This is a genomic window from Streptomyces sp. NPDC059989, assembly GCF_042736975.1.
GTDB lineage: Bacteria > Actinomycetota > Actinomycetes > Streptomycetales > Streptomycetaceae > Streptomyces.
In genome coordinates this window covers 68,896-89,214 of record NZ_JBHWUO010000015.1, presented here as the reverse complement: position 1 = coordinate 89,214, position 20,319 = coordinate 68,896, and the positions used below count along the sequence as shown (strand labels likewise).

Below are 20,319 nucleotides of genomic sequence, written 5' to 3'. Positions count from 1 at the left end.
TGGCTAAGGCTCCACGTCCTGACACCCACAATGTCCTGGGGCGCTTGCTGTTTTGCGGCGGCCTCGACGTTGCATGCGCCATTGGTATCGGCATTGCCGGACCAACCGCACGTCGAGTTCTTGCACACGAACCGGGCCTGGCTCTCACGGTTGCCTTCGGTGATGAAGCCGCAGACGTGGCACCGCTTCGAGGTGTGAGGGGCGGGGACCTTGATCAGGTGCCCGCCCCGGTCGGCGAGTTTGTACGTGAGCAGGGTGACAGTGCGTCCCCATGCCTCGGCGCTGATCGACCGATTGAGCCCGGTTTTCGCGCGGACGTTCCTGCCCGGCTCCGCACCCGTGGCAGGGCCTCGACTCATCGCGTTCCTACGAGGCCAGCAGGCCCACGGGGCCGCGATGGTCGGTGACAAACGGCAGGCTTTCGCCCGTCTACGGGAGGCGGAGGAGGCGCTTTCGCGGGCGGACGACCGCCGAGAAAGCGTGGGCGGCTACGACCGCGCCGGGTACCTCTTCCACGTTGCGCACGTGCAGAACGAGACGAAAGACGTCGCAGGTTCCACCAGGACACTGCGGGAGTCGATCCGAATGCAGCCTGCACACGAGCGGCAGGGGCGCCTCCACGCGTACGGCCTGCTCGCCCAGCGACAGCTGTCCATCGGCCATGTGGAAGCCGCGTGCGAGACGTGGCAACGGTTCCTCGACGAATACGAGTGCCTCAGCTCCGCACGTGGTGACGAGCACTTTGAGGTGATGAACCTGAGACTCCGCCCGCACGGCAACGTCAGAGCGGTCCGCACTCTCCGCGAGCGTGCGCAGCTCGTGGGTGCCCTGAAGGGTTGAGGAGGGGGTGCCGCAGCCCAGCGGCATAGCCCACTGCCCGCGGTTGTGCCCTGACAACCGCGGGCATTTGCGTCTCCGCCCCTCCCCCATGCCGCGCTGATCGCCGCCCACTCACCTCAGCCGCGTAGCGATCTGACGCGTCCACCGCCCGACCTGCCCGAGCGAAATGCCGGTGAGGCCGACCCCGCTCGCCGGATTGCCGAGTTGCGGGCTCTACCCCACCCGCGCCCCCACCCCCACCGGCGTGATCGTTGTTTCCGCCGGGTCCCTCGCGTCCGCCTCGCGTTGGCGTTCCGCGCTGTCGCTGATGCGGAGGAGGAGGGCGATCATGATCCAGTTGGCCAGGAGGGACGAGCCGCCCTTGGCCAGGAAGGGCAGGGCCTTGCCCGTCAGGGGGATCAGGCCCGTGACGCCGCCCGCGACCACGAAGACCTGGAGGGCCAGGGCCGAGGCCAGGCCCACCGCCAGGAGTTTGCCGAAGGGGTCGCGGGCGCCGAGTGCCATGCGCAGGCCCCGCTGCACGAGGAGTGCGTAGAGGATCAGGACAGCCATGACCCCGGCCAGGCCCAGTTCCTCGCCGACCGTCGTGAGGATGAAGTCGCTGCGGCCCGCGAACTTGATCAGCTCCGGGTGGCCCATCCCCAGCCCCGTCCCGGACATGCCGCCCGTGCCGAAGCTGAACAGGGCCTGGGCCGACTGGTCCGAGGTGACCCCCGCCGGGCGGTTCTCCCAGTAATAGGACAGCGGCTCCAGCCATGCCGCCACGCGCGCCTTGACGTGCGGTTCCGTCGAGCCCACCGCGAAGGCGCCCACCGCCGCCATGAACAGGCCGCACACGATCCAGCTGGTGCGCTCGGTGGCCACGTAGAGCATCACCACGAAGACGCCGAAGAAGATCAGCGAGGTCCCGAGGTCGCGCTCGAAGACCAGCACCAGCATGGAGACGATCCACACCGTGATGATCGGACCGAGCTGGCGCATCGGGGGCAGCCGCATGCCGAGGAACTTCCGGCCCGTCAGGGCCAGGGAATCCCGGTGGATGACCAGATACCCCGCGAAGAAGATCGCGATCATGATCTTCACGAACTCGCCGGGCTGCAGCGAGAAGCCGAAGAGGATGATCCAGCGCTTCGCGCCGTACGTGTCCGCGCCGAAGAACGCCGGTGCGATCAGCAGCACCAGCGCGACGGCCATCGTGATGTAGATGAAGCGTTGCAGCAGCCGGTGGTCGCGCAGCAGCGCCACCACCAGGATGCAGGCGGCGACCCCGACCACCGTCCACATCAGCTGGCCGGGCGCGTTGGCGTCGGAGTTGTACCGCTCGATGTACCCCTGGTCGAGCCGGTGGATCAGCACCAGTCCGAGCCCGGTCAGCAGCATGGCGAGCGGGAAGATCAGCGGATCCGCATACGCCGCGAACCGGCGGATGCCCAGGTGTCCCACCAGCGAGAGCAGCGACATGCTGATCGTGAAGCCGGTGAGGTTGGGCGGCAGCTCGCCGTTCATGGCGAGGCCGGCGCAGGTGTGGCCGAAGACGGCGATGGTGACGACGAAGACCAGGAGCAGCGCCTCGGTGCGGCGGCGGGCGCCCGCCGCCGTCAGGGGTTTCAGTCCACGCACGGGATGCCGCCGCCGTCCGTGGACGTGGGGGCGGGCGAGGGGGACGCCTCGCGTGACGCGGCGGGCGTCGACGGCGCCCCCTGCGAAGGTGAGGGTGAGGGTGAGGCGGAAGCGGCGCCCGGTGCGCTCGGGCTCGCGGTGGCCTTGGGCCCGATCTGCTCGGCAATGAGGCGCTTTATCTTCATATCATCTACGACGTTGATGTCCTCCCCATGGTTCCTTCCGAAGCGCTCGACGGGGAGTGTCGTGAATTGCACTTTGCCGCCGGACAGGTTCTTCGCCTGCCGCACGAACGACAGCAGATCCCATCCCTCGTCCGTCACCACGTCCTGCTTCGCGGCGTCGATCAGCTTGATCAGCTTCACCGGGTCCGTGAAGGTCCCGGCCGAGTTCAGCTTCTTCGTCGCGCCCGCGAGGAAGGCCTGCTGCCGCTTCGTCCGGTCCAGGTCCCCCATGTCCAGGCCGTGCCGCTGGCGCACGAAGGCCAGCGACTGCCGGCCGTCGAGGGTCTGCGGTCCCGCCGGGAAGTCGGCGCCGGAGTACTTGTCCTTCACCGCCTTGTTCAGACACACCGGTACGCCGCCCAGCGCGTCGGCGAGGTGGTAGAAACCGGCCAGGTTCAGCTCGGCGAAGTGATCGATCGGGACCCCCAGGAAGTTCCGCACCGTGGCGATCTGCGCCTTGCGCCCGGCCTCCCGGCCCTCCCGCTCCAGCTGCCGGCGGTCCTTGACCCCCTGGGCGACGAGCCGCTCCTGCTCCTTCTCCTTGGCCAGCCCGTACGCCTTCTTGATCTTGTCCTTGCCGTGGCCGCCCGATATGTCGACGAAGTCGTCGCGCGGGACCGAGAAGGCCTTCGCCTGGCCGCCGTCGCCGGGCACGTGCAGCAGGATCAGGGTGTTCGCGTTGTAGCCGCCGATGTCCGAGCTGCCGGCGTGCAGCTTCTCCAGGATGTCGTCCGGCAGGTCCTCGCCGTTCTGGTCCTTTCGGCTGTCCAGCCCCATGAGCAGGATGTTCACATCGCCGAACCTCGACTTCTCGGCGCCCTCCAGCGCCTTGGAACTGCCGATGCCGGCGGCCAGGTCCCGGTACAGGTACCAGGCGCCGCCGCCCGCCATGACCGCCAGCGCGCAGCCCGTGATCAGCAGGGTGCGGCCGAGCCGGCGTCGGCGGGAGGGCCGGTGGCCCGGGGCGGTCGTCTTCCTCCGGTGCGCGCTCATGCCTGTCGATGGTGGGGGAGGGGCGCTGAAGGAATCCTGAGGAGGCACTCTGAGGGGAAGCCCGAGGAGGAAGCCCGAGGGGAAATCCCGCGGAGGAAGTCGCCCCGGTCACGGTGACGGGATGCGCAGCACCAGCCGCGCGCCCCCGGCGGGTGCCGGGAGCGCGCGTACGTCGCCCCCGTGCGCCCGCGCGATCTCCCGCGTGATGGCCAGGCCAAGCCCCGTCCCGCCGCCTGCCCGCCCCCGGGCCGCGTCCAGCCGTACGAACCGCTCGAACACCCGGTCCCGGTCCGCCTCCGGGATGCCCGCGCCGTCGTCCGCTACCTCCAGCAGCGCCCAGCCGTCCGCCGCGCCGGCCCGCACCACGACCTCCTCGCGGGCGTACCGCAGGGCGTTGTCCACGAGGTTGGCCAGGGCCCGCTCCAGCCGCGCCGGGTCCCCGGCCGCCGGTACGGGTGCCCGCGCGTCCAGCCGTATCGCCACCCGGGAGCCGCCCCGGCGGGCCACGTCCTCCGCGGCCAGCAGGGCCAGGTCCACCGGCTCGGTCCGCGGTCCCGGGCCGCCGTCCAGCCGGGCCAGCAGGAGCAGGTCCGCCGCGATCCGCTGGAGCCGCTCGGTGTCGGCCAGCGCGGCCTCGACCGACTCCCGGTCGGGGCGGCCCATGGCCAGCGCCACCTCCAGCCGGGACCGGACGGCGGCCAGCGGATTGCGCAGCTCGTGCGAGGCGTCCGCGGTGAACTGGCGCTGCCGGGCGTCGGAACGCTCCAGCCGGTCCAGCGTGTCGTTGACGGTCCGGGCCAGCTGCGCGATCTCGTCCGCGCCGCCCGGGTCCGGGACCCGCCGGTCCAGCTCGCTCGCGGTGACGGCCGCCAGCTCGGTCCTGATCGCGGTCACCGGCCGCAGCGCGTGGCCCGTCACCCACCAGGCCAGGGCCGCGGCGAAGCCGATGAGCGGGGGCGCGCCGGCCAGCAGCCCGATGGCGACCGCCCGGGTCGCGTCGTCCACGTCGCCGAGCACGGTCATGGCGTACACGGTGTGCGCGCCGGGCGCTTCGACGGCGACCACCACGCGCCGTTGCGCGCCGGGGCGCGCGGGCGGCAGCACGGCCGAGCGGGAGTCGCCGTCGGCCCCGGGGCGCAGACCGGCGAGGTCCGGCCCGGGGACGGCCTCGGGTTCCCCGCTGGTGGCCACGGTCCGCCCCCGCGCGTCCCGTACGAGGACCAGGTCCACCCCGCCCTCGGGCGCGGGCAGCCGGCCGCCGGGCGGCGGGATCCGGCCTTCGGTCTGGGCGGCGGCCTTGCGGGCGGCGAGTTCGGTGCGGCCCGTGGTGTTGTCCAGCAGGTTGCCCCGCAGGAGGGTGTGGAGCCACAGCCCGCCGGTGGCCAGGACTGCGGCCATCGCGAGGGCGGCGGCCACCGCCGCACGCGCGCGGACCGTACTAGCCACCGTCGGGGGCCATCCGGTAGCCGGTGCCGTGGACGGTGCGGATCGAGCGGCGGCCGAACGGCGCGTCGATCTTCTTGCGCAGCGAGGAGACGTACACCTCGACGATGTTCGGGTCGATGCCGTACGGGGTGTCCCAGACCTCGTCGAGGATGTCCTGTTTGGCGACGGCCCGGCCGGGCTGCTCCATCAGGCAGGCCAGTACGCCCAGTTCGCGGGCGGTGAGCTCGATGTCGTGGGCGCCGCGGCGGCAGCGGCGGCCCTGTGGGTCGAGGAGGAGGTCGCCGGCCTGGAGGGTGGTGCGGTCGGGGGCGCCGGCGCGGCGGGCGAGCGCCCGGATGCGGGCGGCGAGGACCACGAAGGAGAAGGGCTTGGTGAGGTAGTCATCGGCGCCGGCGTCCAGGCCCTCGGCTTCGTCGTCGTCGCCGTCGCGGGCGGTGAGCATCAGCACCGGGGTGGTGTCGCCGTGGGCGCGCATGCGGGTGCAGATCTCGTGGCCGCTCAGCCCGGGGAGCATCAGGTCGAGGAGGACCACGTCGTACGGGCCGCCGGCGAGGGCGAGGTCCAGGCCGCGGTGGCCGTCGTGCGCGACCTCGACCAGGTGCCCGTCGGCGGACAGGCCGCGCCGCAGGGACCCGGCGAGGCCTTCTTCGTCTTCGACCACGAGGATGCGCACCGCTCAAGCGTCACATATCGGGTGATGCGCCCTGTCTCGGGCCTCCCTCCGGCCGGTGTCCCGACCCGGTGGCGCCCCGCCCGGGTACCCGTACCTACCCGTACCTACCCGTACCTACCCGTACCTACCCGGCTTGTCCGGCGAGGCTCCGGCGCCGGGCGAGGGCGTTCCGGGAGGCCGAGCCGACGGCCCACACGGGAAAGGCGAGGGAGAGCACGCCCACCGCCCCGGGCCCCAGCCAGACGAGGACGCCGGGCTGCACGGCTGTGTCGGCGGACGGCCCGAGGGCGAAGGTGGTCACCGGCCCGACCGGACGGGTGTCGAAAGAAGTGTCGACCTCGACCCGGGGGATCGTGAACGATCCGTCGCCGGCGGCGAAGGAGCCCTCGCACATCCAGTGCCGGTCCCCGTCCGAGTCCCGCTCCTCCGCGCACCGCGTGGCGGTGAAGGCACCCTCCACCCCGGCCACCTGGGCCGCCAGCCGCGGCACGGCGGCCCACAGCATGTAGATCCCGGCCGCGAGGCCGATCACGATCGGGATGCCATGTCGCCACCGCACACCGGAGTTTGTCCTGGTCATGACGGGAAGAGTAGTGAGATCGAACGCCCGTGCGCCGGGGATTTGCCGGTTCGGGGAGCCGGTCCGCGCAACGCCCGTGGCGGAGAATTGGCACTCCGCTTGACCGAGTGCTAATCGCCGGAATAGTGTCGCACTTGGCACTCGCCCCTGGTGAGTGCCAACACAGCGACAGGCAGATCCGGCACCCGCGACGACGGATCGACCTGGTCGCCACCTCAGACAGTTAACCCCGGATCTCCGAAGGGGGAGGTCGGATCGTGACGACCACCAGCTCCAAGGTTGCCATCAAGCCGCTCGAGGACCGCATTGTGGTCCAGCCGCTCGACGCCGAGCAGACCACGGCCTCTGGCCTGGTCATCCCGGACACCGCGAAGGAGAAGCCCCAGGAGGGCGTCGTCCTCGCCGTGGGCCCGGGTCGCTTCGAGGACGGCCAGCGTCTCCCGCTGGACGTCACCGTCGGCGACGTCGTCCTGTACTCCAAGTACGGCGGCACCGAGGTGAAGTACAACGGCGAGGAGTACCTCGTCCTCTCGGCTCGCGACGTGCTCGCGATCGTCGAGAAGTAATTCACTTCTCAAGTTTTGCTTTGAGCTACGCCCCTGGTCACCCCTGCTGATGCCGGGCGGCGAGGGGCGTAGTTCGTTCTAGCTAGGCGGTCGCGGTGAGCGGCCGGGGATCGCAACGAGAGGGCTGAACCGCTCCCATGCCGAAGATTCTTAAGTTTGACGAGGACGCCCGTCGCGCCCTCGAGCGCGGCGTCAACAAGCTTGCCGACACGGTCAAGGTGACGATCGGCCCCAAGGGCCGCAACGTCGTCATCGACAAGAAGTTCGGTGCGCCCACCATCACCAACGACGGTGTCACCATCGCCCGCGAGGTCGAGCTGGACGACCCGTACGAGAACCTGGGCGCCCAGCTCGTGAAGGAGGTGGCGACCAAGACCAACGACATCGCGGGTGACGGCACCACCACCGCCACCGTGCTGGCGCAGGCGCTGGTCCGCGAGGGTCTGCGCAACGTCGCCGCGGGCGCTTCCCCGGCCGCCCTGAAGAAGGGCATCGACGCCGCGGTCAAGGCCGTGTCCGAGGAGCTCCTCGCGACCGCCCGTCCGATCGAGGACAAGTCCGACATCGCCGCCGTGGCCGCGCTCTCCGCGCAGGACTCGCAGGTCGGCGAGCTCATCGCCGAGGCGATGGACAAGGTCGGCAAGGACGGTGTCATCACCGTCGAGGAGTCCAACGCCTTCGGCCTGGAGCTGGAGTTCACCGAGGGCATGGCCTTCGACAAGGGCTACCTCTCCCCGTACATGGTCTCCGACCAGGAGCGTATGGAGGCCGTCCTCGACGACCCGTACATCCTGATCAACCAGGGCAAGATCTCCTCCATCCAGGACCTCCTGCCGCTGCTGGAAAAGGTCATCCAGGCCGGCGCCTCGAAGCCGCTGCTGATCATCGCCGAGGACGTCGAGGGCGAGGCGCTCTCCACCCTCGTCGTCAACAAGATCCGCGGCACCTTCAACGCGGTCGCCGTCAAGGCCCCCGGCTTCGGTGACCGCCGCAAGGCGATGCTGCAGGACATGGCCACCCTCACCGGTGCCACCGTCATCGCCGAGGAGGTCGGCCTCAAGCTCGACCAGGCCGGTCTGGACGTGCTGGGCACCGCCCGCCGCGTCACGATCTCCAAGGACGACACGACCATCGTCGACGGTGGCGGCAGCCACGAGGACGTCGTCGGCCGTGTCAACCAGATCAAGGCCGAGATCGAGTCCACCGACTCGGACTGGGACCGCGAGAAGCTGCAGGAGCGCCTGGCGAAGCTCGCCGGCGGCGTCTGCGTCATCAAGGTCGGCGCCGCCACCGAGGTGGAGCTCAAGGAGAAGAAGCACCGCCTCGAGGACGCCATCTCGGCGACCCGCGCCGCGGTCGAGGAGGGCATCGTCTCCGGCGGTGGCTCCGCGCTCGTCCACGCCGTCAAGGTCCTCGAGGGCAACCTCGGCCTGTCGGGCGACGAGGCCACCGGTGTCGCGGTCGTGCGCCGCGCCGCCGTCGAGCCGCTGCGCTGGATCGCCGAGAACGCCGGTCTCGAGGGTTACGTCATCACCTCGAAGGTCGCCGAGCTCGACAAGGGCCAGGGCTTCAACGCCGCCACCGGCGAGTACGGCGACCTGGTCAAGGCCGGCGTCATCGACCCGGTGAAGGTCACCCGCTCCGCGCTGGAGAACGCCGCTTCCATCGCCTCCCTGCTGCTCACGACCGAGACCCTGGTCGTCGAGAAGCCGGCGGAGGAAGAGGCCGACGCGGGTCACGGTCACGGTCACGGCCACAGCCACTGATCGCGTCCCACGCTGAAGGAAGGCCCCGTTCCGCATCTGCGGAGCGGGGCCTTCCCGTGTGCGCGGGGGCTACATGGCGCCCAGTTGGCGCATCAGGCCCATGGTGTCGTAGTGCCACCAGCCTTCCTTGATCATTCCGTCCTGACATCGGAAGACCGTCGTGCCGGTCATCGTGCAGGTCTTGCCGGTCGGGGCGATGCCCATGATCTCGCCCTTGTGCTTGCCGGTCCAGGTCCACAGGGTGGTGACGTAGTCGTCCTGTGCCACCTGGGCGTCCTTCGTGAAGCTGAAGTCGAAGGCGTTCCGCCACTCCTCCACGTCCTCGCGCATCCCCGCGTGGCCCATCTTGTCCTCGGGGTTCTTGATGTCGTGGTCGTGGTAGTCCTCCGCGAAGATCTCCGGGATGACGGACATGTCGCCCTTCATCGCGAGCTCGTCGAACATCCGGTTCACCAGCATCGTGTTGAGGTGCTCGTCCCGCACGACGTCCAGGTTGGTGAAGCTGGGCATCCCGTCGCAGAGCGCCACCATCTCCTGGAACATCTTGTCCGTCTCCGGGAGGTGAGAGTTCTTCATGGCCTCTTCGTACGAGGGGAATTCGACCACGTCCACGAAGTGGTTCTCGTCGTCACGGTCCTTGCCCACGATGCTGTGGGTGACCGTGCGCTTGCCCTGGCTCTGCGAGACGTACCGGTCGAGCAGCTGATCGAGGTCAGCCTGCCGACTGGTCTTGTAATCGATTATCTGTACGAATGTCATGGTGGTCTCCCGGGCTCGATGGGGCACGTCCAGTTTAGGGAGGTTTCGCCCGATTGGCCGGTTCAGCGGCGCGTTGCCGGCGCTACTGGGGCCCGTACTTGCGGCCCGTACGCGAGGACATCCCGCCCAGCAGCCCGCGCGGCGTCAGCTTCACCACGCCCATCAGCGCCTTGTACCGCGGGTCTGGGATGGACACCGTCTTGCCCCGCGCCAGGTCGGCCAGGGCCGCCGCCACCAGCTTGTCGGCGTCGAGCCACATCCAGCCGGGGATGTTGTCGGTGCCCATGCCGGCGCGCTGGTGGAACTCCGTCCGTACGAAGCCGGGGCACAGCGCCATCAGCCGCACCCCGGATCCGGCCAGGTCCCTCGCCGCGCCCTGGGTGAACTGCACGACCCAGGCCTTGCTGGCCCCGTAGGTGCCGCGCGGTACGAAGGCGGCCACCGAGGCCACGTTGATCACGCCGCCCCGGCCGCGCGAGCGCATCGACTCGCCGGCCGCCGAGGTGAGCCGCAGCACCGCCTCGATGTGCACCTTCAGCATGGTCAGCTCGTCGGCCATCGACACTTCGAGGTAGCGGCCCTTGTTGCCGAAGCCCGCGTTGTTCACCAGCAGGTCCACCGGGTGCGTACGGTCGCCGAGGCGCTGCTCGACCGCCGCGATGCCCTCCTCGGTGGAGAGGTCGGCGACCAGGACGTCGGCCTCGATGCCGTGCCGGTCGTGGAGTTCGGTGGCCTGCTCCCCGAGCCGCTTGGTGTCGCGTGCCACCAGCACCAGGTTGTGCCCCTGGGCGGCGAGCCGCCGCGCGAAGGCGGCGCCGATGCCCGCCGTGGATCCCGTAATCAACGCAGTCGTCATAGGCGCAACCTAGCCGCCCCGGGTGGCGGTCCTCCTACGCCCCTGCCCCGGCCCCGTACTTCTCCAGGTAGTGGCGCACGGTCTCATGGGCCGCCGGCTCCATCGCCGCGCCCGCCGCCAGGGTGCGCGGCAGCAGGGCGCGCTCGGTGGTGAAGGCGCGGAACCACAGTTCCACCGTCACGTCGTGGTCCGCGCGGTGGACGACCTCGACGGTGTCGCCGGGGGAGACCCGGCCCTCCTCGATCACCCGCAGGTACGCGCCCGGCCGGGCGGCCCGGGTGAACCGCCTGACCCAGGAGCTCTCGCCGAGGGCGCCCTGGAAGGTCCGGCAGGGGATGCGGGCCGAGGCCACTTCGAGGACCAGGTCGGCGCCGACCCGCCAGCGGTCGCCGAGGCGCGCGGTGTTCAGGTCGATGCCGGAGGTGGTGAAGTTCTCGCCGAAGATCCCGGCGGGCAGTTCGCGGCGCAGCTCGCCCTCCCACCAGTCGAGGTCCTCGCGGGCGTACGCGTAGACGGCTTGGTGGTCGCCGCCGTGGTGGCGGCGGTCGCAGACGGCGTCGCCCTCCAGGCCGCTGCCGAGGCCGGTGGCCTTGGGGCCGGGGGCGAAGACGCGGACCGGCCCGGGGACGGGGCGCTTGCCGTGGCCGGTCATCCCGTCCTCGGCGTCGGTGTAGTCGACGGCCGTGGCGCGGCCGAGGTTCACGGAGGTCACATGAATGGGGCCCATGGGAGCACGCTAGCCCGACCGATCCCAAAGTGTCATCGGAGTATTCGTGCTGTGATCAAAGCAGGGCTTATGCTCAAAGGGTGATCGAAGCACGTCATCTCCGGGTTCTGCGCGCCGTCGCCGGGACCGGCTCCTTCTCCGCCGCCGCCCGCGAGCTCGGCTGCACCCAGCCCGCCGTCTCCCAGCAGATGAAGGCCCTCGAACAGTCGGCCGGCACCCCGCTGCTCATCCGCACCGGCCGGGAGATGCGGCTGACCCAGGCCGGCGAGGCCCTGGTCCGGCACGCCGCGGGGATCCTGGCCGGGCTGACCGCCGCGGAGGAGGAGGTCGCGGCCATCGCCGGGCTGCGTGCGGGACGGGTCCGGCTGGTGTCCTTCCCCAGCGGCAGCTCCACCCTGGTGCCCACCGCCCTCGCGGCGATGCGCGCCGAGCACCCGGGGACCCGTATCTCGCTGGTCGAGGCCGAACCGCCGCGCTCGGTGGAGATGCTGCGCGAGGGCGACTGCGACCTCGCGCTGGCCTTCCGCTACGGCGGGGCCTCCGGATCCAGCGCGGAGTGGGAGGACCTCGTGGTGCGGCCGCTGCTCACCGACCGGCTCGTCGGGCTGGTCCCCGAGGGGCACCGGCTGGCCGGCGCCGAGCGGGTGGGCATGGCGGAGCTGGCCGACGAGCCCTGGATCGCGGGCTGCCCGCGCTGCCGCCGCCACCTGGTGGAGGTGTGCGAGGTCGCGGGCTTCACCCCGCGCATCGACTTCGCGACCGACGACTACCCGGCCGTGGTCGGCCTGGTGGGGGCCGGGCTGGGCGTCGCGGTGCTGCCGGAGCTCGCGGTGGAGTCCGTACGGGCCAAGGGCGTGAGCACGCTGATCGTGGAGCCGGCCGTCGAGCGGGAGGTCGTGGCGCTGACCCTGCCCGACCTGGCCAGGGTCCCGGCCGTGGCCGCGACCCTGGCCGAGCTGGAGCGCGCGGCCGCGCGCTGACCGCACGGATGCCGTTCCGTACGGCCGAACGCGTGACGTTCCGGGCATGACGGCGACACGCCCGGACGTGCGGGAGGCCCGACGAATTCGAAGAAACGTTCCTTCAGGCGTTTCGTCGTGTTCCGGTCAGTGCGGCGTGATGGGCGTGATCGGCGCGACCGGCCCGATCGCACTCGACGCGGGGATCAGGCGATGGCGTGCGCGACCCATCAGCTCCTCGCGTTCGTCCTCCGTGAGGCCGCCCCACACTCCGTAGGGCTCGCGGACGGCGAGTGCGTGTGCGGCGCATTCCGAACGCACCGGGCATCGCATGCAGACCTCTTTAGCCGAGGCCTCGCGCGCGCTCCTGGCCGCGCCCCGCTCGCCTTCCGGGTGGAAGAAGAGGGAGCTGTCGACCCCGCGGCAGGCAGCGAGCAGCTGCCAGTCCCAGAGGTCGGCGTTCGGTCCGGGGAGGCGGGAGAAATCTGCCATTGGTAGTCCTCTTGGTGCCGGTACTGAGGCGGATACGGTCCATGTCTCCAAGGGTCTCCACACCTACTGTCGGAGTAGATGTAAATATGACTCATTGGGAATCTAGCCTCAGACACATGCCAAACGGAAGGAAAGCCGCCAAATAGGGCATAGCTCCAGATGGAGGACAGATGACTTGTGGCGCCTGCGCCGTGTTCGCTTCCTCACGTAGAGTGCCGAAGGTGTCCGTCCGACCCGTAACTCTTTCGAGTGACCATCGTTGAGAGTGCGAAGGCGGTTGAACCAAGAAGTTCTCGGACAGGTGTCCGGGGACATCGACCGCACAGGTGACGATACGTACCAGCCTGGAGGCTCAAGGTGACGCGCATCAGCAGCTGCGGAGGGCGGTCATGACATCCGTCCTCGTCTGCGACGACTCCCCGCTTGCCCGAGAGGCGCTCCGTCGCGCGGTTGCCACCGTGCCCGGCGTCGAGCGTGTGACGACGGCTGCCAACGGCGAGGAAGTCCTCCGCCGCTGGGGTGCCGACCGCTCCGACCTGATTCTGATGGATGTACGGATGCCCGGGCTGGGCGGTGTGGAGACGGTCCGTCGGCTGCTCTCGGCCGATCCGGGCGCCCGCATCATCATGCTGACGGTCGCCGAGGACCTGGACGGCGTGGCCCTCGCGGTCGCCGCCGGCGCCCGCGGCTATCTGCACAAGGACGCCTCGCGCGCCGAACTGCGGGCCACGGTCACCCAGGCCCTGGCGGACCCGACCTGGCGACTGGCCCCGCGCCGGCTCCGCTCGGCCGAGATGGGCGCCGCGCCCACGCTCACCGCGCGCGAGATCCAGGTCCTGGAGGGCATGAGCCACGGCCGGTCCAACGCGGAGATCGGGCGCGAGCTCTTCCTCTCCGAGGACACGGTCAAGACGCACGCCCGCAGGCTGTTCAAGAAGCTCGGCGCCTCGGACCGGGCGCACGCCGTGGCACTCGGCTTCCGCTGGGGCCTGGTCCGCTGACCCCTCGGCCCCGCCGTACCCGGTGCGCACCCGGGGATTGGCGGGGCACAATCCGGGGGACGTGTCGCTTCGTGCGCGATGCCGCATCCTTGAGGGTGTGCCGCATTCTTGGAGTGTGGGAGTCCTCGGGGACTATTCGGCCGAGCGGGAGGGGAGGGCGCGAGCGATGACTTCAGGCGCACCCGCTCATAACGCTTCGATGCACGAAAACGGCCGCGGTGCCGCGGAACCTCCGGCGCCAAGGCACCATGGATTGATGCGCGACGACGAAGCCCCGGGGTCCCCCGCGGCCACGGGCCCGACCGGCGCCGCCAGAGGCGGTAGTGCCGCGGGCGTCAGCGCGCTCGTACGCCGGGCGGTGGAGGGCGACGAGCAGGCCACGCACGACCTGCTCGCCTTCGTTCACCCGCTCGCGATCCGCTACTGCCGCACCCGGCTCTCGCGGCTCCCGGGTGACGCCCGCCACTTCGTGGAGGACCTGGCGCAGGAAGTCTGCGTCGCCGTCCTGATGGCGCTGCCGCGCTACCGGGACACCGGGCGGCCCTTCGAGGCCTTCGTCTTCGCCATCGCCGCCCACAAGGTCGCCGACCTGCAGCGGGCCGCCATGCGGCACCCGGGCAGTACGGCCGTGCCGTCCGACGAGATGCCGGAGCGGCCCGACGACTCGCTGGGTCCGGAGGAGCGGGCGCTGCTGAGCAGCGACGCCGCCTGGGCCAAGAAGCTGCTGGCCAACCTTCCGGAGAACCAGCGCGAGCTCCTCGTCCTGCGGGTGGCCGTCGGGCTGACCGCCGAGGAGACCGGGCAGATGCTCGGGATGTCCCCCGGAGCGGTGCGGGTGGCCCAGCACCGCGCGCTCAGCCGGCTGCGGGCGCTCGCCGAGCAGTAGGGCGTCCCGGCAGGGGTACGGGATTGCGTGGTGCGGGATTGCGGGCAGGGCCTCCAGGAGGAATTCCCCGTAAGAATCTCCGTAGGAAACTACGAAACTTCTCCTTGACCTTGGTCGTGGAATGAGACGCGTCGGGATCCCGTTAGCATGGACATCCGCGCTGAGCAAGACCATTGGGAAGGTGTCATGACCGCCGACGGAGTGCCCGACAAATTCGCCACGCTCGGACTGACCTACGACGACGTGCTGCTGCTGCCGGGCGCGTCGGACATGTCACCCGATGCGATCGACACCTCTTCCCTCATCTCGCGCAACGTCCGTGTGAACGTTCCGCTGCTTTCCGCCGCCATGGACAAGGTCACCGAGGCCCGCATGGCCATCGCGATGGCCCGCCAGGGCGGCGTCGGCGTTCTGCACCGCAACCTGTCGATCGTCGACCAGGCCAACCAGGTCGACCTGGTCAAGCGCTCCGAGTCCGGCATGGTCACCGACCCGATCACGGTGCACCCGGACGCGACGCTGCGCGAGGCCGACGAGCTGTGCGCGAAGTTCCGCATCTCCGGCGTCCCGGTCACCGACCCGGCCGGCAAGCTGCTCGGCATCGTCACCAACCGCGACATGGCCTTCGAGTCGGACCGCAGCCGCCAGGTGCGCGAGGTCATGACCCCGATGCCGCTGGTCACGGGCAAGGTCGGCATCTCCGGCGTGGACGCCATGGAGCTGCTGCGCCGCCACAAGATCGAGAAGCTTCCGCTGGTCGACGAGGCGGGCATCCTCAAGGGCCTCATCACGGTCAAGGACTTCGTCAAGGCCGAGAAGTACCCGAACGCCGCCAAGGACAAGGACGGCCGGCTGCTCGTCGGCGCGGCCGTCGGTGTCGCCGGTGACGCGTACGAGCGCGCCCAGGCCCTGATCGAGGCGGGCGCCGACTTCATCGTCGTCGACACCGCCCACGGCCACTCCCGCCTGGTCGGCGACATGGTCGCGAAGATCAAGTCGAACTCCGGCGTGGACGTCATCGGCGGCAACGTCGCCACCCGCGACGGCGCCCAGGCGCTGATCGACGCCGGCTGCGACGGCATCAAGGTCGGCGTCGGCCCCGGCTCCATCTGCACCACCCGCGTCGTCGCCGGCATCGGCGTCCCGCAGGTCACCGCGATCTACGAGGCCTCGCTGGCCGCCAAGGCCGCGGGCGTCCCGGTCATCGGCGACGGCGGCCTGCAGTACTCCGGCGACATCGCGAAGGCCCTGGTCGCGGGCGCCGACACGGTGATGCTCGGCTCGCTGCTCGCGGGCTGCGAGGAGTCCCCGGGCGAGCTGCTCTTCATCAACGGCAAGCAGTTCAAGTCGTACCGCGGCATGGGTTCGCTCGGTGCGATGCAGTCCCGCGGCGAGCAGAAGTCCTTCTCCAAGGACCGCTACTTCCAGGAGGGCGTGGGCGGCGACGACAAGCTCATCCCCGAGGGCATCGAGGGCCAGGTGCCCTACCGCGGCCCGCTCTCGGCGGTCGTGCACCAGCTCGTCGGCGGTCTGCGGCAGTCGATGTTCTACGTCGGCGGCCGTACGGTGCCCGAGCTGCAGGACCGGGGCCGGTTCGTCCGGATCACCTCGGCGGGGCTCAAGGAGAGCCACCCGCACGACATCCAGATGACGGTCGAGGCGCCGAACTACTCCCGTAAGGGGTAGCGGCCAGAGCCGAGCGCATGGGGCGGGTCCGGAGCAACCGGGCCCGCCCCTCGCCGTTGCGGGGGCTCCGCCCCCCCCCCGAGCCCCCGCGCCTCAAACTCCCCCAGACTCCGTCCGGGGGGACCCCCAGGCGGGGCTGGGTGGTGGCGGCGTTGGGAGGTGGCGGGGCTGGGTAGTGGCGTCCGTACAGCGGTCACCGGGACGCGGGCGCCCGGCGTTCGGGGATACTGGACGGGCAGACCCAGAGGAAAGGCCACCACACGTGACTGAGATCGAGATCGGGCGCGGCAAGCGCGGCCGCAGGGCGTACGCGTTCGACGACATCGCCATCGTCCCGAGCCGGCGTACCCGGGACCCGAAGGAGGTCTCGATCGCCTGGCAGATCGACGCGTACCGCTTCGAGCTCCCCTTCCTGGCCGCTCCCATGGACTCGGTCGTCTCCCCGCAGACCGCGATCCGCATCGGCGAGCTCGGCGGCCTCGGCGTGCTGAACCTCGAAGGCCTGTGGACCCGCTACGAGGACCCGCAGCCGCTGCTCGACGAGATCGCGGAGCTGGACGAGGAGTCCGCCACCCGCCGTCTCCAGGAGATCTACTCCGCACCGATCCAGGCGGACCTGATCCGTCAGCGGATCAAGGAGGTGCGCGACTCGGGCGTCGTCACCGCCGCCGCGCTCTCCCCGCAGCGCACCGCCGAGTTCTCCAAGGTCGTCGTGGACGCGGGCGTGGACATCTTCGTGATCCGCGGCACCACCGTGTCGGCGGAGCACGTCTCCGGCGCCGCCGAGCCGCTGAACCTGAAGCAGTTCATCTACGAGCTCGACGTCCCGGTCATCGTGGGCGGCTGCGCCACCTACACGGCGGCCCTGCACCTGATGCGCACCGGCGCGGCCGGTGTCCTCGTCGGCTTCGGCGGCGGCGCCGCGCACACCACGCGCAACGTGCTCGGCATCCAGGTCCCGATGGCGACCGCCGTCGCGGACGTGGCCGCGGCCCGCCGCGACTACATGGACGAGTCCGGCGGCCGCTACGTGCACGTCATCGCCGACGGCGGCGTGGGCTGGTCCGGCGACATCCCGAAGGCCGTCGCCTGCGGCGCCGACGCCGTGATGATGGGCTCCCCGCTGGCCCGCGCCACCGACGCGCCCGGCAAGGGCAACCACTGGGGCATGGAGGCCGTCCACGAGGACGTGCCGCGCGGCAAGAAGGTCAACCTCGGCACGGTCGGCACCACCGAGGAGATCCTCACCGGCCCGTCGCACAGCCCGGACGGCTCGATGAACATCTTCGGCGCCCTGCGCCGCTCGATGGCCACCACCGGCTACAGCGAGCTCAAGGAGTTCCAGCGGGTCGAGGTCACGATCGCGGACTCGCAGCACAGCCGCTGATCCCGCCAGACCGCACGGTCGCCCGAAGGGCCGGCTCCCCCTGACCGGGAGCCGGCCCTTCGGCGTGTGCGGAGGCCTCAGCCCTTGCCGCTCCGGCGGTGGCGCAGCAGCCCGAGGAACGGGCCCAGGCACACGAGGGTGAAGAAGCAGAAGATGCCCAGCCCGGTCCAGTCGGGCCCTTCCGGTGAGAGCTCCGTGTCGGTCTCGGCCAGCAGGACCAGGCCGGTGAACCCCGTCATGAGGAACGAGAGCGCGCCGAAGAGCCAGAGCAGAACGCTGATGTTGGTGCTGCGCGGCTGCTGCCCGGTCGCCCGCGGAACGGCCTTCGCCCGGTCCGGTTGCGGGATCCGAGCCGGGTCGCGCGGCGGCATACGGATCACGGAGGAGGGCGGGACGGCAGCGTCCATCGGTGCGAGCTGGGCGGCGGTGATGCCGTGCAGGGTCGGTTCCACGGTGAGGGTGAAGCCGTCGTTGCCGACGAGGTGGCGGCCGCCGTCCGGGTAGACCCGCATGAGGGAGCACTCGGCGTAGCGGACGGTGACCTGGCCTGCCGGGGTGACCAGGCTGACGCCGTCGTTCGCGACGAGCAGCGCGACGTTCCCGTCCTCCAGGGACGAATAGCGCCGTCCGCTGACGATGTCCGGGGAGTCGGCGGGTGCGGCCGTGAGCCCCGCCCAGTCCACGCCCCGGCCGGGCACCTGCATCAGGGCGTCGGCCCACACGGCTTTGGCGACCCGGTGCAGGTCCGGGACGGTGACCGCCTCGATCTCGGCCTTCGCCTCGGCGACGGTGAGGTTGCGGTGGCGCAGCAGCAGGTTCATGGCGTGCCCGGGGAGCATGTGGGAGGCGAGCTCCGGTGTGTCGAACTGCGCCAGCGCGGAGGTCCGTACGGCGTCCAGGTCGGCCTGCTCGATCCGGCCCGCCCGGAGCTTCGCGATGACGTCCACGAAGGCCCCGACGAGCGCGTCCTGCCTCTGCGGGAGGGCGTCGGCCAACGCGGTGACGGTCGCGGAGTCTGTGTCCCGCAAGGAGTAGTCGGCGGTCGCGGTGTAGGAGTAGCCGCCCTTCTGGCGCAGCTCGCGGAACAGCTCCTTGCCCAGGACGTCGGCGAACAGGCGTGCCTCGGTGGAGCGAGGCACGACGGAGGTCAGGACGACGCCGCCCTCGTCGCCCTGGAAGTAGGCGGGGGTGACGGGCAGCGCGGAGGTGGCCGCCGGGGCCGGATGCCACTCGCCGGTCGGCAGCGCGAGGTCGAGGCCCTTGGGGACGGCATCGCCGGTGATCCACAGGACGGCGTTCTCGGCCGTGAACCGGGTCTGCGCCCACGCGCGGACCTGGTCGGCCGTGAGGTGGTGCAGGCCTGCCTCTTCATAGCCGAGGAGACCGTACGAGCGGGAGCCGTAGCGCCACATGGTGGAGGCGTGGCCCGGGCCGCGGCTCTTGCCCGCGGCTTCGGTGCGCAGGATCTCCTTTTCGGTCTCCAGCCGTTCTATGGGCAGGTCGCGGAGGGCGGCGCAGACGCCGTTGAGGTACTCGACCACGTCGGCGGGAGTGCCCGTGACGTGGAAGTGCGTGTACGTGGCGGCGGTCGCGCCGTTGTAGTGCAGGTCGCTCAGGCCGTGCTGATGCAGCGCGAGGTGTTCCACGAGGTGGGTGACACCGCTGGTGGCGAGGGTTTCGTCGGCGCGGCCCACGCGGAAGAGCAGGCCCGCGGTGACCGGGCCGGAGCGCGGGGCGAGGACGGTGCGGATGCCGTCGACGGAGGTGGTGGTGATGCCGTCCGCGTCCGGGGTGGTGTCGGTGACGGATTCCATGGGGTCTCAGCCCTTCCTCAGCGCGGTCTTGCGGTGCTGGACGAATTCCGTCTCGGGGCGGCCGCTGCCGATGTAGCCCCAGAGGAACGCGTCGGCGCGGTCGCCCAGCGCGCGGAAGTGCGGTGCCGCTTCGGCGTGCCGGCCGGCGGCGCAATGCGCGGCGGCGAACGCGCTGTGCGCGGAGACGGCCATGAAGGAGTCGGCGCGGAAATCGGGGTGGAAGACGGAGTGCTCGGCGGCCTCGCGGAGGCGGGCGTGGTTCTCCGGCTCGCGCAGATACGTCTCTGCGGGGCGGGTGCCGCCCTTCTCCGCCAGCTCCAGGTACTGCTCCACCTGTGCGATGGCGACCAGCGCCCCGTTCGGGCTGCCGGGGGGTGAGGCCTTCGCGCACTCCTCGGCGAAGCCGTGGGCGGCCTCCCAGGTGCCGCCCCACTTCGGGCAGAGCTGCTGGAGCAGCTGCTGCTGGCCGGAGTAGTGGTGCGGGTGGTGCTCGGCGAGCCGGTCGTAACGGCGGCGGGTCTCGCCCAGTCCGAGTTCGAGGCCGCGCGAGGTGATGGTGCGCAGGTACCAGGCGAGCGCGTACGCGGGATACTCGGCGCAGACGTCGATGAGCAGGAGTTCGGCGCGGCGCAGGTAGGCGTGGAAGTCCTGGAACTGCTGCTGCGACACGTGCTGGGCCCGGTAGGCGGAACGGATGCCCCAGCCGATCTGGATCAGCCGGTCGGCGAGCAGGCTCCGGACCAGCGGGTCGCGGGGCCTGGCCTGCGCGACCTGCTGCAGGAACCCCTCGCAGCTGCGCTTCTCGGCGACGACCCGGCAGGCGACGGCCCGGTCGTCCTCGTCGGCGAGAGCCTCGAAGGAGGCGGCGACGGCATCCCAGTCGCGCCGCTGGACGGAGTCGCGCAGGGCGGCGAGGTCGGGGATGCGGTCGGCGGGTTCGAAGACGGGCCGACCGAGCGGGGGGTGAGCGGGCACGCGCGGATCATATGACCGGGGTCCCTGTCGTCGACAAGGGATTTCGGTCGACTTCTGATCATGAGCGTG

19 protein-coding genes and 1 pseudogene are annotated in these 20,319 nt (G+C 70.8%); 8 read left to right on the top strand and 12 right to left on the bottom strand.

Going from position 1 to position 20,319, the window contains the following annotated elements:
• Positions 1-65: 65 nt before the first annotated feature.
• Positions 66-335, bottom strand: a pseudogene (locus tag ACFWBN_RS15890) (zinc ribbon domain-containing protein); the annotation flags it as partial.
• Here ACFWBN_RS15890 and ACFWBN_RS15885 point away from each other — a divergent pair.
• Positions 256-840, top strand: a complete 585-nt coding sequence (locus ACFWBN_RS15885; protein ID WP_385176988.1) for a hypothetical protein — start codon at positions 256-258, stop codon at positions 838-840. The pseudogene ACFWBN_RS15890 and the gene ACFWBN_RS15885 overlap by 80 nt on opposite strands.
• Before the next feature lie 213 nt (positions 841-1,053).
• Here the strand turns inward: ACFWBN_RS15885 and ACFWBN_RS15880 are convergent, their stop codons facing one another.
• From ACFWBN_RS15880 to ACFWBN_RS15860, 5 genes are all read right to left on the bottom strand, one after another.
• Entirely contained in the window at positions 1,054-2,460 is a 1,407-nt protein-coding gene (locus tag ACFWBN_RS15880) for an FtsW/RodA/SpoVE family cell cycle protein (RefSeq protein WP_385176820.1), read from the bottom strand.
• Complete coding sequence (locus ACFWBN_RS15875; protein WP_385176817.1) at positions 2,448-3,677, bottom strand: LCP family protein; 1,230 nt, start codon at positions 3,675-3,677, stop codon at positions 2,448-2,450. Before ACFWBN_RS15875 ends, ACFWBN_RS15880 begins: the two co-directional genes overlap by 13 nt.
• Before the next feature lie 108 nt (positions 3,678-3,785).
• Positions 3,786-5,123 carry a sensor histidine kinase gene (locus tag ACFWBN_RS15870; protein WP_385176814.1) on the bottom strand — a complete coding sequence of 446 codons (1,338 nt, stop codon included), beginning with the start codon at positions 5,121-5,123 and terminating at the stop codon, positions 3,786-3,788.
• Complete coding sequence (locus ACFWBN_RS15865) at positions 5,116-5,796, bottom strand: response regulator transcription factor (RefSeq protein ID WP_385176810.1); 681 nt, start codon at positions 5,794-5,796, stop codon at positions 5,116-5,118. Before ACFWBN_RS15865 ends, ACFWBN_RS15870 begins: the two co-directional genes overlap by 8 nt.
• A gap of 124 nt (positions 5,797-5,920) precedes the next feature.
• A complete protein-coding gene (locus ACFWBN_RS15860; RefSeq protein WP_385176807.1) occupies positions 5,921-6,376 on the bottom strand; it encodes a hypothetical protein in 456 nt (151 codons plus the stop codon).
• Positions 6,377-6,633: 257 nt separating this feature from the next.
• Between ACFWBN_RS15860 and groES the strand changes: the two genes are divergently transcribed.
• On the top strand, positions 6,634-6,942 hold the full coding sequence (gene groES / locus ACFWBN_RS15855; protein ID WP_008739621.1) for a co-chaperone GroES: 309 nt from the start codon (positions 6,634-6,636) through the stop codon (positions 6,940-6,942).
• 137 nt (positions 6,943-7,079) lie between these two features.
• The gene (gene groL / locus ACFWBN_RS15850; RefSeq protein ID WP_385176804.1) at positions 7,080-8,708 is read left to right on the top strand and encodes a chaperonin GroEL; all 1,629 of its coding nucleotides are present in this window, start codon (positions 7,080-7,082) and stop codon (positions 8,706-8,708) included.
• Between the two features lie 69 nt (positions 8,709-8,777).
• Here the strand turns inward: groL and ACFWBN_RS15845 are convergent, their stop codons facing one another.
• The 3 genes from ACFWBN_RS15845 to ACFWBN_RS15835 form a co-directional block, all read right to left on the bottom strand.
• A complete protein-coding gene (locus ACFWBN_RS15845) occupies positions 8,778-9,467 on the bottom strand; it encodes an ester cyclase (protein WP_385176801.1) in 690 nt (229 codons plus the stop codon).
• A gap of 82 nt (positions 9,468-9,549) precedes the next feature.
• Positions 9,550-10,323, bottom strand: a complete 774-nt coding sequence (locus ACFWBN_RS15840) for an SDR family NAD(P)-dependent oxidoreductase (RefSeq protein WP_385176797.1) — start codon at positions 10,321-10,323, stop codon at positions 9,550-9,552.
• A gap of 34 nt (positions 10,324-10,357) precedes the next feature.
• Positions 10,358-11,041, bottom strand: coding sequence for an MOSC domain-containing protein (locus ACFWBN_RS15835; protein ID WP_385176978.1), 684 nt, complete (start codon positions 11,039-11,041; stop codon positions 10,358-10,360).
• An 89-nt stretch (positions 11,042-11,130) separates the two neighbouring features.
• Between ACFWBN_RS15835 and ACFWBN_RS15830 the strand changes: the two genes are divergently transcribed.
• Positions 11,131-12,030, top strand: a complete 900-nt coding sequence (locus ACFWBN_RS15830) for a LysR family transcriptional regulator (protein WP_385176794.1) — start codon at positions 11,131-11,133, stop codon at positions 12,028-12,030.
• 126 nt (positions 12,031-12,156) lie between these two features.
• Here ACFWBN_RS15830 and ACFWBN_RS15825 read toward each other — a convergent pair whose 3' ends face one another.
• Positions 12,157-12,501, bottom strand: coding sequence for a WhiB family transcriptional regulator (locus ACFWBN_RS15825; protein ID WP_385176790.1), 345 nt, complete (start codon positions 12,499-12,501; stop codon positions 12,157-12,159).
• A gap of 389 nt (positions 12,502-12,890) precedes the next feature.
• On the opposite strand from ACFWBN_RS15825, the gene ACFWBN_RS15820 reads away from it, so the two are divergent.
• The 4 genes from ACFWBN_RS15820 to ACFWBN_RS15805 all read left to right on the top strand — a co-directional run bounded on the left by ACFWBN_RS15820 (position 12,891) and on the right by ACFWBN_RS15805 (position 17,461).
• Positions 12,891-13,502: a response regulator transcription factor gene (locus ACFWBN_RS15820; RefSeq protein ID WP_003948568.1), complete on the top strand. Its 612-nt coding sequence runs from the start codon at positions 12,891-12,893 to the stop codon at positions 13,500-13,502.
• Between the two features lie 256 nt (positions 13,503-13,758).
• Positions 13,759-14,388, top strand: coding sequence for a sigma-70 family RNA polymerase sigma factor (locus ACFWBN_RS15815; RefSeq protein ID WP_385176787.1), 630 nt, complete (start codon positions 13,759-13,761; stop codon positions 14,386-14,388).
• A 186-nt stretch (positions 14,389-14,574) separates the two neighbouring features.
• On the top strand, positions 14,575-16,074 hold the full coding sequence (gene guaB / locus ACFWBN_RS15810) for an IMP dehydrogenase (protein WP_030230771.1): 1,500 nt from the start codon (positions 14,575-14,577) through the stop codon (positions 16,072-16,074).
• 262 nt (positions 16,075-16,336) lie between these two features.
• Positions 16,337-17,461, top strand: a complete 1,125-nt coding sequence (locus ACFWBN_RS15805; protein WP_385176782.1) for a GuaB3 family IMP dehydrogenase-related protein — start codon at positions 16,337-16,339, stop codon at positions 17,459-17,461.
• A gap of 77 nt (positions 17,462-17,538) precedes the next feature.
• Here the strand turns inward: ACFWBN_RS15805 and ACFWBN_RS15800 are convergent, their stop codons facing one another.
• Positions 17,539-19,275 carry a M16 family metallopeptidase gene (locus tag ACFWBN_RS15800; RefSeq protein WP_385176779.1) on the bottom strand — a complete coding sequence of 579 codons (1,737 nt, stop codon included), beginning with the start codon at positions 19,273-19,275 and terminating at the stop codon, positions 17,539-17,541.
• A 6-nt stretch (positions 19,276-19,281) separates the two neighbouring features.
• Positions 19,282-20,250, bottom strand: a complete 969-nt coding sequence (locus ACFWBN_RS15795) for a hypothetical protein (protein WP_385176776.1) — start codon at positions 20,248-20,250, stop codon at positions 19,282-19,284.
• Positions 20,251-20,319: the final 69 nt, after the last annotated feature.